The following is a 14,008-nucleotide window of genomic DNA, read 5'->3' on the forward strand; positions in this document are numbered from 1 at the left end:
TTTCTCAAACATCCTTTTAGGGAATCTACCGGGTCCGTCCCTGCTTTTTCGTCAAAGTCGGTTTCTATCCTTTTCAATGATTTATTATAGCATGTTGCCCATCAAAAAAAAGATCTTTTTGCAAAGAATCTTTTCTTTTTCTTCTCTTTTTAAAAGACATAAATTTCTATCTTATCTCTTATTTCTCTATCGGTACTGCAGACCGCCGCTCTGACCTCTGTATGATCCAAAAAAAACTCCCGGTATGCGTACTCCCTTGAAAACTGTTCCGGTTTTTTTGCCAGCTTCGGCATCCCTTTTTCCCACTCGATCTCAAAGCTTCTGGTATCCAGCCTAGTTCCCAGCCTGGTGGCTTTCATAAAGCTTTCCTTTAGCACCCAATGGCGAAAAAACAGATCGCTTTGTTCTCCCTTATCCGCTTCTTCCAACCGCCGATATTCTGCGTCGGTGAAAAAGCGTTTTGCGATCCTGGGAAGATACGTTTTAACCACTTCTATATCACAACCCACTTCTTCTCTCGGGCGATCACTGAAAGCACATAGTACATAGTTGCCGGAATGAGACAGGTTAAACACGACTTCTTCTCCCACTCCTTCTTTTTTCTGTACTTCCTGCCACAGTCTCCACACTGCCACACTCTGTGCTTTTGCCTCCGGAGCAGATAGTCTGGCTGCCTTTTCCTTTCTCCACTGGGGGAGCCGTTCCATCTCCGCCTTCCATCTCTCCTCCTGATACAGCGGAGAAATTTCCGCCATCCATGTTTTTACCAAATCTGTCCCCCCTCTCGTTTTCACCCAATTCTTTTGCTGCTTTTTCTGCTTTCCTCTTATTATACTTTCTTGATTTCACTTTGAAAACACCAAACTGCCTTACATTGTCCAAACTTTTTTCTTCAAAACCTGTTTCAAGTATTCTTTTCTATCCTCAACATCTCCCCTCCAGACGAAGCGAGAGTCTCGGTTTGTCAAACCAAAGACTCTCGTTCCTTTATCCCATCTATTTCCTTCTGTTTTTTGATGCCTTCAACCGATTCATCGCCCTGGCAAGAGAGGCCTGCGACAGATGATATTCCTGGATGCTCTGCTTCTGCCGCAGCTGCTCCTTCGCCCTTTCCTCTGCTTCTCTTGCCCGCAGGACGTCGATATCCTCCGGTCTCTCTGCCGAATTGACCAGCACAGCCACCTGGTTATTCAGGATTTCCACGAATCCCTTGGAGACTACTGCCGTGATGGGCTCTCCTTCCTCCGGCGTCAGAACCAGTTCTCCGATCTCTACCGCGATCACCATATTTTCATGGTGTGCCAAAATCCCTTTTTGTCCGTCCGGAGTAGGGACTACCAGACTCTTGCACCTGCCTTCAAAAAACACCTTGTCACTGGAAATCACCTTCAAAAAAAACGATTCCATTACATCTGCTCCTTTGCTTTCTCCACCACTTCTTCCAAGGTTCCCACGTTAAAGAATGCATTTTCCGGATATTCGTCCATTTCTCCGTCTACGATCGCCCGGAATCCCCGTACCGTTTCCTTCACCGGCACATACCTCCCCTTTACGCCGGTAAATCCTTCTGCCACAGAGAATGGCTGAGAAAGGAATCTCTGGATCTTTCTGGCACGGCTGACAATCTTCTTGTCCTCCTCCGACAATTCTTCCATTCCCAGGATCGCAATGATATCCTGCAGCTCTTTGTACTTTTGCAGCATGGACTGTACGCTCCTTGCCACCCGGTAATGCTCCTCTCCTACCACATCTGCCTCCAGGATCCTGGACGTAGACTCCAGCGGATCCACCGCCGGATAGATTCCCTGCTCCACGATCTTTCTGGACAAAACGGTAGTGGCATCCAGGTGGGAGAAGGTGGTGGCCGGCGCCGGATCTGTCAGGTCGTCAGCCGGTACATAGACTGCCTGCACGGAGGTAATGGAACCACTCTTTGTCGAGGTGATCCGCTCCTGCAGCGCTCCCATCTCGTTGGCCAGCGTCGGCTGATATCCCACCGCTGACGGGATCCTGCCCAGAAGCGCCGATACCTCTGAGCCGGCCTGCACAAACCGGAAAATATTGTCAATAAACAGCAATACATTCTGTTGTTTTTCATCCCGGAAATACTCCGCCATGGTCAGCCCCGTCTCTGCCACACGCATTCTGGATCCCGGCGGCTCATTCATCTGTCCAAATACCAGAGCCGTCTTTTCCAGTACGCCGGATTCTCCCATCTCCGTCCACAGATCGTTTCCTTCCCTGGATCGTTCTCCTACTCCCGTAAAAATGGAATAGCCTCCATGCTCCGTAGCAATATTGTGGATCAACTCCTGGATCAGCACCGTTTTCCCTACTCCGGCGCCTCCAAACAGGCCGATCTTTCCTCCTTTGGCATAGGGCGTTAAAAGATCGATGACCTTGATCCCCGTTTCCAGCACCTCCACCTTATCGCTTAGTTCATCAAACCGGGGAGCTTTCCGGTGAATCTCCCACTTCTGTGCTTCCTGAGGGATCTGCTCCTTTCCGTCAATGGTATCTCCCAGCACGTTGAACAGCCGCCCCAGCGTTTTCTCTCCCACGGGCACCCGGATTCCGGCGCCTGTGGGCGTCACCTCCATCCCTTTTTGCAGCCCCTCGCTGGATGCCAGCATGATACATCTTGCCACGTTATTTCCGGTATGCTGCGCCACCTCCATAACGCAATGAAAGCCCATCCCCTCCACTTCCAGAGCATCTTTGATCCTTGGAAGCTCTTCTTGCGATTGAAATTCTACGTCTACTACAGGCCCCATCACCTGCATAATCTTTCCTTTTCCCATGTGTTTTGTCACTTCCTTTTCTGCACGCCGGCTCCGCCTACAACCTCCGTCAACTCCTGTGTAATGTCTGCCTGCCGCGCCCGGTTATACGTCATCCTTAATTCTCCCAGCATCTTTGTGGCGCTGTCTGTAGCGTTTTGCATTGCCTTCATCCTGGCATTATGCTCACTGCAGTAGGATTCCACCAGACACCCATAGATGATCCCGTTTAAATAGTTGGGAACGATACTGTCCATCACGCTGTGCGCCGAAGGATAGAATGTCATTCCCTCCAGGTAATCTCCCTCTGGCGTATGCACCATCTCCTGCTGAAAGCTGGTCTTTTGCAGCGGCAGCAGCTTGATCTTCTCCGCCGCTTCCTCCATGGCGTTGACCATACGAGTATAGATGATATACACGTCATCCACCTCTCCCTTTTCAAACAGCTCTACCACCTTAGAGGCGATCCTTCTGGCCCGGTTCATGTTGGGGTTTTGGACGGTGTAGCGGAAGCTTTCCTCCAAAACGACCCCTTCCTTCCCCGAAAAATACTGTCTCCCCAGCTCTCCCAGCACATACAGCCTGTACTGTCCGGCATTTCCTTTCATTTCTTCTGCCAGCTTGATCACATTATGGTTGTATGCTCCTGCCAGTCCTTTATCCGCCGTAATGACGATGCATCCTATCTTTCTTTTTTCCGGCAAAGTCTTCTCTCTTCTGTCAAAAAAGTGGCTGTGCATATCCGGTACATGTTTCAGGATCCTGGCGATCTCTGCCTGCATGGCATAAAAAAACGGTTCTGTCTCCGAAAGCTTTTTTCTTGCCTGCTTCACCTTTGAGGAAGAGATCAGGTACATGGCATTCGTGATTTTTTTCGTTTCCTGAATGCTGTCTATCCGCTCTTTCATTTCTCTTGTATTTGCCATACTCTCACCTATCTGCTTTTCTGAAATTCCCGGATCCCTTCCATGATCCGCTCCTTTAATGACGGACTCAGATCCTGTTCTTCCTGGATCTTTCGGCAGATATCCGACTGTCTGTCCTGAAAATAGGACAGCAGATCCATCTGAAATTCTTTCACCTGATCTGTGGGCACTTCCTTTAAGAGCCGTCCGGTCACCGCGCACAGGGTGACCACCTGCTCCCAGAGACTCAAGGGACGTCCCAGCGGCTGTTTCAAAAGTTCCGTCAGACACGCTCCGTACTGTAGCTGTGCTTTAGTGGCCGCATCCAGATCCGAACTGAACTGTGTGAAAGACTCCAGCTCTCTCGCCTGCGCCAGATCGATCCGCAGGCTTCCGGAAGCCTTTTTCATCGCCTTCGTCTGTGCTGCACCACCTACCCGGGAAACGGACAGTCCTACATTGACCGCCGGGCGGATCCCTGCATGAAACAGATCGCTTTCCAGAAAGATCTGTCCGTCGGTAATAGAGATCACATTCGTGGGGATATAGGCCGACACGTCTCCTGCCTGTGTTTCAATAATGGGAAGCGCCGTAATAGAGCCGCCTCCTGCCGCTTCGCTCAGCCTGCTGCTTCTCTCCAGCAGTCTGGAATGCAGATAGAACACATCTCCCGGATACGCCTCTCGTCCCGGCGAACGCCCTAAAAGCAGAGAGATCGTCCGGTAAGCTACCGCATGCTTGGACAGATCATCGTACACGATCAGTACATCTTTCCCCTGTTCCATAAAATATTCTGCCAAAGCTGTCGCCGAATAAGGAGCAATGTACTGAAGAGAGGCGCAGCTACTGGCTGTGGCACAAAATACCGCCGTATATTCCATGGCTCCTTTCGCTTTCAGGGTGTTGACCAGTTGTGCCACTGTAGAGGCCTTCTGCCCTATAGCCACATAGATACAGATCACCTGCTTTCCCTTCTGATTCAGGATGGCGTCTACCGCAATAGACGTCTTTCCTGTCTGCCGGTCTCCAATGATCAGCTCTCTCTGCCCTCTTCCTATGGGAAACATGGCGTCAATGGAAAGGATCCCCGTTTCCAGCGGAACGCTGACAGATTTTCTGTCCACGATCTGCGGCGCCTCTTTTTCGATAGGGCGATACTCTAAAGCAGAAATCTCCCCTCTTCCATCAATGGGATTCCCCAAAGAGTCCACTACTCTGCCGATGTAAGCCTCTCCTACAGGAACTCCTGCCCGCCTGCCGGTACGCACAGCCTTTGCTCCCTGCCTGATGTCCGCATCGTCTCCGAACAAGATACAGCTGATCTCCGACTCTTTGATATCCTGAACCATTCCCTTCAGGCCGTTGTCCAGCATTATGATCTCCCCGTACATCACCGTATCCAGGCCATAAACCGAAGCGATCCCATCTCCTACGGAGATGACCGTACCTACCTCTTTTCCCTGTACCACTTCTTCATAATTTTGAATTTCTTCTTTTAAAATCGAAATAATCTCATCTGAACGGATCCTGCTCATTTCCGTTACCTCCTAATCAAACCGCGCTTCAGCTCCAGCCATCTGCCCCTTGTGCTGTAATCGTATTCCCATCCGTTTACCTGCAGAAGAAATCCTCCCAAAAGTTCCGGTTTTTCCTCTTCCAGCCACCGGACTTCACTTGCCGCAAACTTCTGTTTCAACAGGATTTCCATCTGATCTTTTTCCTGAACAGAAGGAGGCGTTACATAAGAAAGTCTGATCGTGATCCTTCTCTCTCTTTTGTCTTTCTCTGCCTGAAGTCCTGTCTTCATATCATCCAGAAGCGCCACCGTCTCATACTTTACCAGAGTTTGCAGCAGCCCTTTATAAGCCTCCGGAAACACTCTGTCAACCACCCTGCTTTTGTCCTGTCGGGAAACTCTCGGGTCTTCCAGCACTTTTTTCAGCTTCGGATTCTCCCGCAAAATCTCCCGGATGTCTTCCAGATCTGTTTCTTCGATTCCCAGTTCCCAAAGCGCCTTGACATAAGGAGAAATTTTTCCATTTCTTCTCATACCTTCTGCCTTCCTTCTTTTCTGATAAATTCCTGATATGCAGAAGACTGCGGGTTCTCCAGCAGTTTTTTTGCCTCTTCCATTGACAGCACTGCCGCCTGGGCTTTCACGTCCAAAAGCGCCTGTGTCTGCTTCTCCTCAATAGATGCCTTCGCCTCCTCCAGCTGTCTCCTCGCTTCCTTCTGCGCTTCCTCTATCAGCTGTCTGGCTTCTCTTTGCGCCTCTTCTTTCGCCTGCAGGATGATCTGCCTGGATTCCTCCTTTGCCTTCCCCCGGATGTCTTCATATTCTCTTTTCAGGCTTTCCGCCTGTTCCTTCTCCCGGCTTGCCTCCTGCAGTTTCCCTTCGATCATCTGTCTGCGCTTTTCCATGATATCCATGACCGGACGGAACAACAGCTTGCGAAGAATGAGGAAAAGTACAAGGATATTTATCATTTCCAATACAAAATTCGCATCTAACCTTAACACATCTTTACCGCCTTTCTCAGGGTTCTCCTCTCTTCTCCCGAAAAAGTTCTCCTTATTTCAGGAAGAGGATGATCATCAATGCCACGATAAAGCCGTAGATGGCCGTTGCCTCTGCCAGTGCACATCCCAAAATGAGGGACTTACTGATCTTCTTTTCCGCCTCCGGCTGTCTTGCGATGGCTTCCGTCGCTCTTCCGGTTGCGATCCCGATCCCGACACCAGCTCCAATTCCCGTTAATACTGCTACTCCTGCTCCAATTGCGATAATTGTTCCCGACATACTATGTCCTCCTTCTTTATTCCATTTCTTCATTCATAAAAAGTGCCGTTAAAAATACAAATACGTAGGCCTGCAGCAGCCCGTCGAAAATATCAAAGTAGAAACTGAGAGGAACGGGGATCAAAAGCGGTGCTACCTGCTTGATCAGTTCCATCACTACAAATCCTCCCAGCATATTTCCAAACAGACGCATGCACAGCGAAAGTGGTCTGATAAACACTTCCAGCACCATGATCGGCGCCACGAAGGGAACCGGTTCCCCGAAGTGTTTTCCCCAATGGCGGATCCCGTTTCTTCGTATCCCGCTGTATTCGATCAAAAGCATACTAAGAATGGCCAGCGCCGCCGTTACGTTCAGATCCTTTGTGGGTGGTTTGATCCCGATCAGCCCCATGGTGTTGGAGATAACCAGAAACAGTCCCACCGTCATCAGGTAGGGAATATAACCGGAATTTTCTTTTCCCAGGATCCCTTCAAAAAGATCCGTTCCCCATTGAATACATGACTCCAACGCAAGTTGTACTTTCCCCGGACGTTCCACCTTGAGATTCCTCACCAGGATCAGAGACAGCAGGGTCAGACACAGCATGATCCCCCAGGTTGCCACCACCGCTTCGTCCACCTTGATCCCCCCGAAAACCGGAATCTCAAACACCGTTTTACAGGTTAATTCCTCCATGAGATTTTGAGTCAGTTTTTCCGTATAAATGCCCTCCTCTCCTCTAAGCTTTCCTCACATTACTGCCATTTTTTTCTTTTGTCAATCATCTTTTTCTCTTCGCTGTTTTCCTGCATTTCACCCCTTTTTTTATTTATTTTTTTAAATTCAAAATCATGGATCCCCTTCCTTTTATTTATTTTTTCATCATTTTTTGTCTCTTCCTGCTCTTTCTAGTTTCCTCCTTGAATTTTGTCCAAAATTATATCGGTTTCTTTTTTATTTTTATGGATTTTTACGAGAAACAGAATGTTTTATTTCGCGCAGCGCACATTCCTGTGAAACAAAAAAACATCTCCTGCACCCTTATGTCTGATGCAAAAGATGTTTTTTTCCACCTGAATTTCCGGATATTTTGAGGAAGTCCTTTGCCGCCTATTCCCTCACGGCAAAATAATTCCCCTCTCTGTCCGCCTATACTATCTACACTATCTGTACTCTCTGTTCTATTTTCTCTTTCGCTTTTGCCTCCGGCTCCTTTTCTATCCCGCCAAACGGCATCTGTGCCACCAGCCTGTAGGTTTTGGGAAGCTTGTATCTTTCCCGTACCATGTCATCTATAACGGGATTGTAATGCTGCAGGGAAGCTCCGATCCCCAGCTCTGCCAGCGCCGTCCAGATGCTGATCTGCAGCATTCCATTGGCATGGTTTGCCCACACCGGAAAATTGGCTGCATAGGTCGGAAACTTGGCTGCCAGTCCGTCTACTACCTCTTCTTCGTAAAAATACAAAATCGTTCCTGCTCCATTTCGGAAGGACTGGATCTTGTCATGCGGTACCTTCCCCTCAAACACCCTCTCAATCTCATCCCACAGCGCCTCATGCTCTTCCCCAAAGGCCGCCACGACCCTCGCACTCTTCATATCAAAGGCATCGGGAACCAGTTCCGTCACTCTTTTTATTACTTCCTCCACTTTTTCCTTCGCAACCGGAAGCTCCTTGTTTAACAGATAACGACTTCTTCTCTTTTCCAATCCTGTGATCACGCTCATGTCTGTTCCTCCTTTTTCTTTTTTGTGTATTCGGTTTCCCTGTTCTGTCTGCCTTGTTCTGTTTGCCTTGTTCTGTCTGCCTTGTTCTGTCTGCCTTGCCCCAGCATATGCCTTCGTCTGCAAAGCCGTCACTGTTTTCCCGTTTTCCACTTTTCATTCGTTCCGGAAAAACCGCTCTTTTGAACCCCGGATCCGCCTGTGTTTTTAAGGGCTTTCTCCCACGATGCCGGCGGCGCCTGCCTCGGTCGATTATTTGATAAAGGTTCCTTCCTCCAGCTCCTTGAACGCCTGCTGCAGTTCCTCCCTGGTGTTCATTACCACCGGCCCTCCCCAGGCGATCTCCTCCTTCAATGGACTTCCACTGAGAAACAGAACTTTGGCTCTTTTTTCTTTTCCTTCTATCGTCACCTGGTCTCCGTCCGATAACAGAGCCGCCGTCTTTTCTTCCAGATCTTCTCCTGCTACCCGTACATCCCCCAGCAAAGGAAACAGCAGCGCCTGTCTGCCCTTCTCTGTGGGAATGGTAACCGTCTTTCCCGGTTCTACCGTAATATCATAATAGTCAATAGGCTGATAGTTCCCCTGGACTCCCTGCTGCCCGTCATAGCTTCCTGCCAGGATCCTGAGGCGGCCTCCTTCCAGTTCCACTTCCGGGATCTGGTCCCTCTTGATGCTGCGGTAAGCCGGCTTTGTCATTTTGTCCTTTGCCGGAAGATTCAGCCATAGCTGCACGCCCAGCATCCGCTCGCTTGCCGGCAGCTGTTCTTCATGGATGATGCCGGATCCTGCCGTCATCCACTGGACTTCCCCATCTTCCACGGTGTCTTCAAAGCCCAGATTGTCCTTGTGTTTCATTTTCCCCTGCCACACGTAGCTGATGGTCTCGATCCCTCTGTGGGGATGCGGCGGAAAGCCCGCTATATAATCCTGCGGATTGGTGCTGTCAAAAGAGTCCAGCATCAAAATAGGATCAAATTCTTTTGCGGTCTGGCTGCCCAGCACTCTTACCAGCTTCACACCGCCTCCATCTACCGTTTGAAATCCTTTTACCTTTTTTCTGATCGTTCTATTCATGTAAGATCCCTCCTAATTTTTTTAATAGGAACAACAACTGCTTCTTCTCTTCCGCGGTCAATTCTTTCATTTTTTCTCTGATCATCTCCCTGTTCTTTGGAGCCGCCTGCTGAATGACACTCCTCCCCTCCTCTGTCAGATGAAGGATGCAAAGCCGCTTGTCCTTTTGATCTGCCAGTCGTTCCACATACCCTCTTCCTACCAGATTGTTGACGATGACCGGTATGGTTCCTACACTGCTTAAAATCTTTTCCCGCACTTCTCCTACGGTCAGATCTCCCTTGCTGTACAGCGCTTCCAACACTGCAAACTGGCTCAGCGTCAACCCGTATTTCCCTGCAATCCTTCCCGTCTGCCTGTCCAATTCATTGGTATTGCGGTGCAGTCCGATGACGATTTTCATTTCTTCCTGTCCCATATCTCTTTCTCTCTTTTCTCTTTTTTTCTTTTTTCTCTTGCTTCTGCTTTCCCTGAATCGCTTCTGTTTTTCGCTCCCTGCTTTTGCATCCCCGGCAGATGCCGCTTCCGGATCCTTTTTATGTTTTTGCACTTTACGTCTTTGTGTTTTTTGTGCTTTACCTTTCTACACCCGGAATTTTATATCTAATTAGTTATATCTATGTAGATATAATAGCATAGTCCCATTTATTTTGCAAGTATTTCCGGAAACTCCTGTTGCCATTTCTGTCAGCTTCCCGTTTTTGTCTAATATGCTGGATTTTAAGGCAATATCTGGACTTTTCCCGTGAAATATGATAGCATAAATTAAGTCAAGATAGACTTGTGGCGTGTGGGCTCTGTGCGCATTTCGATTAAAATCCGTAAAAAATTAAAATTTTACTGTTTTAACCGTCAGAAAAACGCCAGAAATCCATCGTCTTTGTGCAGTTTGATAACCGAAAGGTTTTCTATCCAGAATGGGAGGGGACGAGTATTATGAAACAGGTCAAAAGTCTTTTTCAGTGTTTCAGGCCACAGTCTCTGCAGATCTGTCAAAGCCTGACAAAGCAGGAGTGTGTATCATCTGTTTTATCCTTTGTTGTATATTGCGCGGGTTTACTTTGGACGAATCATTTTGAAGAAATCAGCATGGCAGGGGTGCTCCTTTTACGCCCGGTTCCTGCTTTTCTTTACTCGGTTTTATTCTTTTTGTTTATTTGTTTCCGGAACAGAAAAAAATTGCATACGCTTGGCCTGACAACAGAGCACCTGAAATCCGCCCTTGCATTTCTGGCAGTTGTATTGGCGGCCTCTCTTCTCTTTCACGTGCGGCATTTTCTTACAAACCAAACAACCGTCATCACTTTTCTTTCTCAGGCGGCTTTCTATCTCGCACTGTTCTTTTTTACGGAGGAATTTATATTCAGAGGATATTTGTGGCCCCGGCTTGTAAAACTCTTTGGCTTTCATCCGGGAACCATTTTGTGTGGTACGCTATATGGTCTCCTGATCCTTGCCAATCCCGGCAATTATCATTTTGAGACACTCACCCCGTTGATTCTTTTCAACACTTTATTTTCCGGCATCGTTATACAGTACCTCTTTTCTCTTTTGTACATGAAGTTCGGAAACATTTATGTTTCTACTATATTACGTGCAGGCGTGTACTTTTTTATACTCCTGTAATGAGTCCGCACCACGAAAAGGACTGCATCCCATCTCACACAGAATGCAGTCCTTTTTATTGTGTCACAGACAAAGTCAGGATCACCGGCTTAGCCAGTGGTCCTGACTTTGTCTTCCGGTTTCCCTTCCTACCTTGCTTTTTCCTCGCAGACTCTCATGGCCTCCATGATCCCGCTGCGAAGTCCTTCCCTTTCCAGGATACGGACCGCTTCTATGGTCGTACCTGCCGGGGAGCATACCATATCCTTCAGCACACCGGGATGCAGCTTTGTTTTTTCCATCAAAACGGCGCTTCCCTTCACCGCCTGTGCCACAAATTCATAAGCCTGTGCTCTTGGCATTCCTCCCGCCACCGCAGCATCTGCCATGGCCTCCATCAGCATAAACAGATAGGCCGGAGAGCTTCCGCTGGCCGCTACCACCGTGCTCATGAGACGTTCTTCCACCTCTTCCGCCCTACCAAAGCTTTCCAAGAGTGTTCTTACCGTTTCCAGATCCTTGTCCGTCACCAGAGAATTGGCGCAAAAAGCCGTCATTCCCTCGCCCACCAGCGCCGGCGTATTGGGCATGGTCCTGACCAGCTTAACCGGTTTCCCAAACTGCTCCTGTAACCACTCCAAAGTCTTTCCGGGAGCGACTGTTACGAGGATCTGCTCCTCTCGAATGTCTTCCCGGATCTCCTCGATCACCGACTGGTAATAGCACGGCTTGACTGCCAGAAACAACAGTTCTGTCTTCCGCACCACTTCCCTGTTGTCTTTTGTCATGCAAATGCCCAGCTCTCTTTCTCTTTTCTCCCTGCTGCTCCTTGTTTTGGCAGAGCCTAGCACATCCAGCGGCTCCACTACCTTTTTTGCCAGTATTCCCCCAATCATTGCCGACGCCATATTTCCGACACCTATAAATCCCAGCTTCATCCTTATCCCTCCTTCTTATAATTCCTGCCTGAAAAACGGAATTCCCAGTTTTTTCAGCAGCAGTTCCTCCCTGTTCTGGCAGGTAAAAAGCAATACCTGTCTGCCGCTTTTCTGCAGCCACAGCAGCGTTCGCTCCAGACGCTCTTCATCATAATAGACAAAGGTATCATCCAAAAGAATCGGATTGTCCTCCTCATACAACATGGTATCTGCCGCCATCCGCAACGCAAAATACACCTGTTCTGCCGTCCCCCGGCTCAGGCTGCCGATCTCCTGCAGTTTTTCCTCCATCCAGATTCTTATCCCTTTTTCTCCCAGGGTGAGGCGGACTCCCGTTTTCCCCGTCAGGTAGGACAGGGTTTCTGCCACTGCATCTCCCACCCGTTTTTGCACCTGTTTTTCCATGTTTTCTGCTGTCTGTTTCAAAAGCTGCTCTGCCAGCAGCAGTTCCTGCCTCTCTTCCTCCCATTTTTTCCATTCCTGTGAAACGCTCTCCAGTTCCTCCAACTGTTCCCGCAGATTTTCACAGGAAATTTCCTTTTCTCTTTTTTCTTCCGCAATCCTTTTCCGCTTCCAGTTTAACTGCTCCAGGTACGAACCGGCAGAGGCTTCCTGTTTCCTTTCTCCCTGCAGGGAAGGTTTCTCCCTTTTCCGAAGGCTTCTCGTTTCCACCCACAGCAAAGCCCCCACCGCAACAAGGCTCACCACTTCTGCTACCGTGCGGACGGCCCCTTTCAAAAACAGGTGCGCCAGCAGGCAGCTTCCCAGAAGCAGAAGGATCCCGATGATTCCGGGAAGGCTTCCCCTCTTCTCTCTCCGTCCGGTTTCTGCCGCCGGCGCCTCTTCTCTTCCTGCTCTCCTATTTTCCGCAGAAAACAGCCTCCGAAAGCCTGCCCCGTCTTCGTCCGGCCCCTTTTGAGATGTCCAAAAATCTTCCTCTGTTTTCCTGTCTGCTTCCTTGGCAACCAGAATGTCTTCCTCGTTTTTCAGCCGTTCTATATCTCTTTGAAAGTACCGTTCCTCCTGCCGAAGCCGCTCTCTTTCCTGCCGTCTTTCCTCTTCACAGCGTCTCTGCCGTCTCTCTGCCTGTTTTCTTTGCTCCTGCAGATAGCTCAGCGCTTTTTTCAATTGGATCTCCTGGGTTCCTCCCGAAAAATAATTGGCGGCGTAGTCCTGCAGCGCTTCTCCCAGAGATTGATCCGGTTCCGCCTTCAGCTGTCCGATGGACACGGTATTTTCAAACCCTGCCCGGTCCATCCCTCCCAGCAGCATCTCCAGATCCCCTGCCTCCAGCGACAGCTCCTCTCCATCTTCCTCGCAGATCAGCCTGCCTTTTTTTCGCTCTTTCCCAAAGCTCCTTTCCAGAAAAAACGATTTTCCTCCGCTCTCAAACCGCAGGATCCCTCCATAAGAGAAGGAATGCTCCCACGGTTCGTATCTGGTGTAGTCGTCCCGGCAGGCGGCACGTCCCCGTCCTCTTTCCATCCCATACAGCATCCCCTTGATAAAGGAATGCAGCGTAGATTTTCCGGACTCATTTTTCCCGTAGATCAGATTGATCCCATCCTGCAGGAGCCATCGTTTTCCTTCTAATTTCCCAAAGTTTGTAATTCGCAATTCTCGAAGTCGCATATCCGTCCCACTTATTTTCTTGTGCCCTTCTCCTGTCAGCCGCCTTTGCCCGGCGAAACAGTCACAGCCCTCTTCTCTCTTGTCCAGAATTCTGCCACAGACAAAAGGCTGCGCTATCTTCCGGTTTCCATCTCAATCGTCAGCCGTTCTATCAGTTTCACAACAGACGCTCGGAATTCTTTCAGTCTTTCCAGCTCTGTTTTGATTTCTTTCTGCACTCTGGCATCGGTAAACACATTGTCGAACCAAATATCCAGGGCATTGTCACACACGGTATCGCTGACTGTTTCCGGCAGATGCATGTTGACATCCTCCAACTCCTGATTGAGTATCCGGAGAGAATCCGATATTTCTTTCAGATCATCGTTTGCGTCTTTGATCTTGTCTCTTTTCATAAAGCTGGAGAACATCCCTCCGCCAAATAAATCAAAAATCCCCCAGTCTGCGGCACTGTCCAAAGAAGCGATGGCGTTATCTATCCTTGCCACGACTTCCTGTGCCGCTGTTTTCGCTTCCTGTAATTCCTTGAATCGATCCATTTCTTTTTCCTTTCTTTCTTGGTT

16 protein-coding genes are annotated in these 14,008 nt (G+C 49.0%); 1 reads left to right on the plus strand and 15 read right to left on the minus strand.

Annotated features, from left to right (window positions below):
• Positions 1–149: 149 nt before the first annotated feature.
• From FYJ34_RS05690 to FYJ34_RS05745, 12 genes are all read right to left on the minus strand, one after another.
• Positions 150–770, minus strand: a complete 621-nt coding sequence (locus tag FYJ34_RS05690) for a 4'-phosphopantetheinyl transferase family protein (RefSeq protein ID WP_154476946.1) — start codon at positions 768–770, stop codon at positions 150–152.
• Positions 771–996: 226 nt separating this feature from the next.
• Complete coding sequence (gene atpC / locus FYJ34_RS05695) at positions 997–1,407, minus strand: ATP synthase F1 subunit epsilon (protein ID WP_154476948.1); 411 nt, start codon at positions 1,405–1,407, stop codon at positions 997–999.
• Complete coding sequence (atpD, locus tag FYJ34_RS05700; protein ID WP_154476950.1) at positions 1,407–2,801, minus strand: F0F1 ATP synthase subunit beta; 1,395 nt, start codon at positions 2,799–2,801, stop codon at positions 1,407–1,409. Before atpD ends, atpC begins: the two co-directional genes overlap by 1 nt.
• Positions 2,802–2,809: 8 nt before the next feature.
• Complete coding sequence (atpG, locus tag FYJ34_RS05705; protein ID WP_154476952.1) at positions 2,810–3,706, minus strand: ATP synthase F1 subunit gamma; 897 nt, start codon at positions 3,704–3,706, stop codon at positions 2,810–2,812.
• A gap of 8 nt (positions 3,707–3,714) precedes the next feature.
• On the minus strand, positions 3,715–5,220 hold the full coding sequence (atpA, locus tag FYJ34_RS05710; RefSeq protein WP_154476954.1) for a F0F1 ATP synthase subunit alpha: 1,506 nt from the start codon (positions 5,218–5,220) through the stop codon (positions 3,715–3,717).
• Between the two features lie 5 nt (positions 5,221–5,225).
• Positions 5,226–5,735: a F0F1 ATP synthase subunit delta gene (locus tag FYJ34_RS05715; RefSeq protein WP_154476956.1), complete on the minus strand. Its 510-nt coding sequence runs from the start codon at positions 5,733–5,735 to the stop codon at positions 5,226–5,228.
• Complete coding sequence (gene atpF, locus FYJ34_RS05720; protein WP_154475305.1) at positions 5,732–6,205, minus strand: F0F1 ATP synthase subunit B; 474 nt, start codon at positions 6,203–6,205, stop codon at positions 5,732–5,734. Before atpF ends, FYJ34_RS05715 begins: the two co-directional genes overlap by 4 nt.
• A 52-nt stretch (positions 6,206–6,257) precedes the next feature.
• The gene (gene atpE / locus FYJ34_RS05725) at positions 6,258–6,485 is read right to left on the minus strand and encodes an ATP synthase F0 subunit C (protein WP_154475307.1); all 228 of its coding nucleotides are present in this window, start codon (positions 6,483–6,485) and stop codon (positions 6,258–6,260) included.
• Positions 6,486–6,501: 16 nt separating this feature from the next.
• Positions 6,502–7,164, minus strand: a complete 663-nt coding sequence (locus FYJ34_RS05730) for a F0F1 ATP synthase subunit A (protein ID WP_154476958.1) — start codon at positions 7,162–7,164, stop codon at positions 6,502–6,504.
• A 462-nt stretch (positions 7,165–7,626) separates the two neighbouring features.
• Positions 7,627–8,346: a nitroreductase family protein gene (locus FYJ34_RS05735; protein ID WP_330582538.1), complete on the minus strand. Its 720-nt coding sequence runs from the start codon at positions 8,344–8,346 to the stop codon at positions 7,627–7,629.
• A 99-nt stretch (positions 8,347–8,445) separates the two neighbouring features.
• On the minus strand, positions 8,446–9,270 hold the full coding sequence (locus FYJ34_RS05740) for a pirin family protein (protein ID WP_154476960.1): 825 nt from the start codon (positions 9,268–9,270) through the stop codon (positions 8,446–8,448).
• Positions 9,263–9,820, minus strand: coding sequence for a MarR family winged helix-turn-helix transcriptional regulator (locus FYJ34_RS05745; RefSeq protein WP_330582539.1), 558 nt, complete (start codon positions 9,818–9,820; stop codon positions 9,263–9,265). The genes FYJ34_RS05740 and FYJ34_RS05745 overlap by 8 nt, the downstream gene beginning before the upstream one ends.
• A 539-nt stretch (positions 9,821–10,359) precedes the next feature.
• Here FYJ34_RS05745 and FYJ34_RS05750 point away from each other — a divergent pair.
• Positions 10,360–10,896 (plus strand): CPBP family intramembrane glutamic endopeptidase, encoded by a 537-nt coding sequence (locus FYJ34_RS05750; RefSeq protein ID WP_173017062.1) that lies wholly within the window; start codon positions 10,360–10,362, stop codon positions 10,894–10,896.
• Positions 10,897–11,024: 128 nt separating this feature from the next.
• Here the strand turns inward: FYJ34_RS05750 and proC are convergent, their stop codons facing one another.
• From proC to FYJ34_RS05765, 3 genes are all read right to left on the minus strand, one after another.
• Positions 11,025–11,813 carry a pyrroline-5-carboxylate reductase gene (proC, locus tag FYJ34_RS05755; RefSeq protein WP_154476964.1) on the minus strand — a complete coding sequence of 263 codons (789 nt, stop codon included), beginning with the start codon at positions 11,811–11,813 and terminating at the stop codon, positions 11,025–11,027.
• A 15-nt stretch (positions 11,814–11,828) separates the two neighbouring features.
• Complete coding sequence (locus tag FYJ34_RS05760) at positions 11,829–13,445, minus strand: ATP-binding protein (protein ID WP_154476966.1); 1,617 nt, start codon at positions 13,443–13,445, stop codon at positions 11,829–11,831.
• Positions 13,446–13,558: 113 nt separating this feature from the next.
• The gene (locus tag FYJ34_RS05765; protein ID WP_154476968.1) at positions 13,559–13,984 is read right to left on the minus strand and encodes a hypothetical protein; all 426 of its coding nucleotides are present in this window, start codon (positions 13,982–13,984) and stop codon (positions 13,559–13,561) included.
• Positions 13,985–14,008 lie beyond the last annotated feature (24 nt).

Origin of the sequence: Suipraeoptans intestinalis (assembly GCF_009696485.1) — a bacterium.
GTDB lineage: Bacteria > Bacillota > Clostridia > Lachnospirales > Lachnospiraceae > Suipraeoptans > Suipraeoptans intestinalis.

Coding starts and splice junctions, on each gene's coding strand:
- atpC (WP_154476948.1), bottom strand. CDS start 1,407: ATGGAATCGTTTTTTTTGAAGGTGATTTCCAGTGACAAGGTGTTTTTT.
- atpD (WP_154476950.1), bottom strand. CDS start 2,801: ATGGGAAAAGGAAAGATTATGCAGGTGATGGGGCCTGTAGTAGACGTA.
- atpG (WP_154476952.1), bottom strand. CDS start 3,706: ATGGCAAATACAAGAGAAATGAAAGAGCGGATAGACAGCATTCAGGAA.
- atpA (WP_154476954.1), bottom strand. CDS start 5,220: ATGAGCAGGATCCGTTCAGATGAGATTATTTCGATTTTAAAAGAAGAA.
- FYJ34_RS05715 (WP_154476956.1), bottom strand. CDS start 5,735: ATGAGAAGAAATGGAAAAATTTCTCCTTATGTCAAGGCGCTTTGGGAA.
- atpE (WP_154475307.1), bottom strand. CDS start 6,485: ATGTCGGGAACAATTATCGCAATTGGAGCAGGAGTAGCAGTATTAACG.
- FYJ34_RS05730 (WP_154476958.1), bottom strand. CDS start 7,164: ATGGAGGAATTAACCTGTAAAACGGTGTTTGAGATTCCGGTTTTCGGG.
- FYJ34_RS05740 (WP_154476960.1), bottom strand. CDS start 9,270: ATGAATAGAACGATCAGAAAAAAGGTAAAAGGATTTCAAACGGTAGAT.
- FYJ34_RS05750 (WP_173017062.1), top strand. CDS start 10,360: ATGGCAGGGGTGCTCCTTTTACGCCCGGTTCCTGCTTTTCTTTACTCG.
- proC (WP_154476964.1), bottom strand. CDS start 11,813: ATGAAGCTGGGATTTATAGGTGTCGGAAATATGGCGTCGGCAATGATT.
- FYJ34_RS05760 (WP_154476966.1), bottom strand. CDS start 13,445: ATGCGACTTCGAGAATTGCGAATTACAAACTTTGGGAAATTAGAAGGA.
- FYJ34_RS05765 (WP_154476968.1), bottom strand. CDS start 13,984: ATGGATCGATTCAAGGAATTACAGGAAGCGAAAACAGCGGCACAGGAA.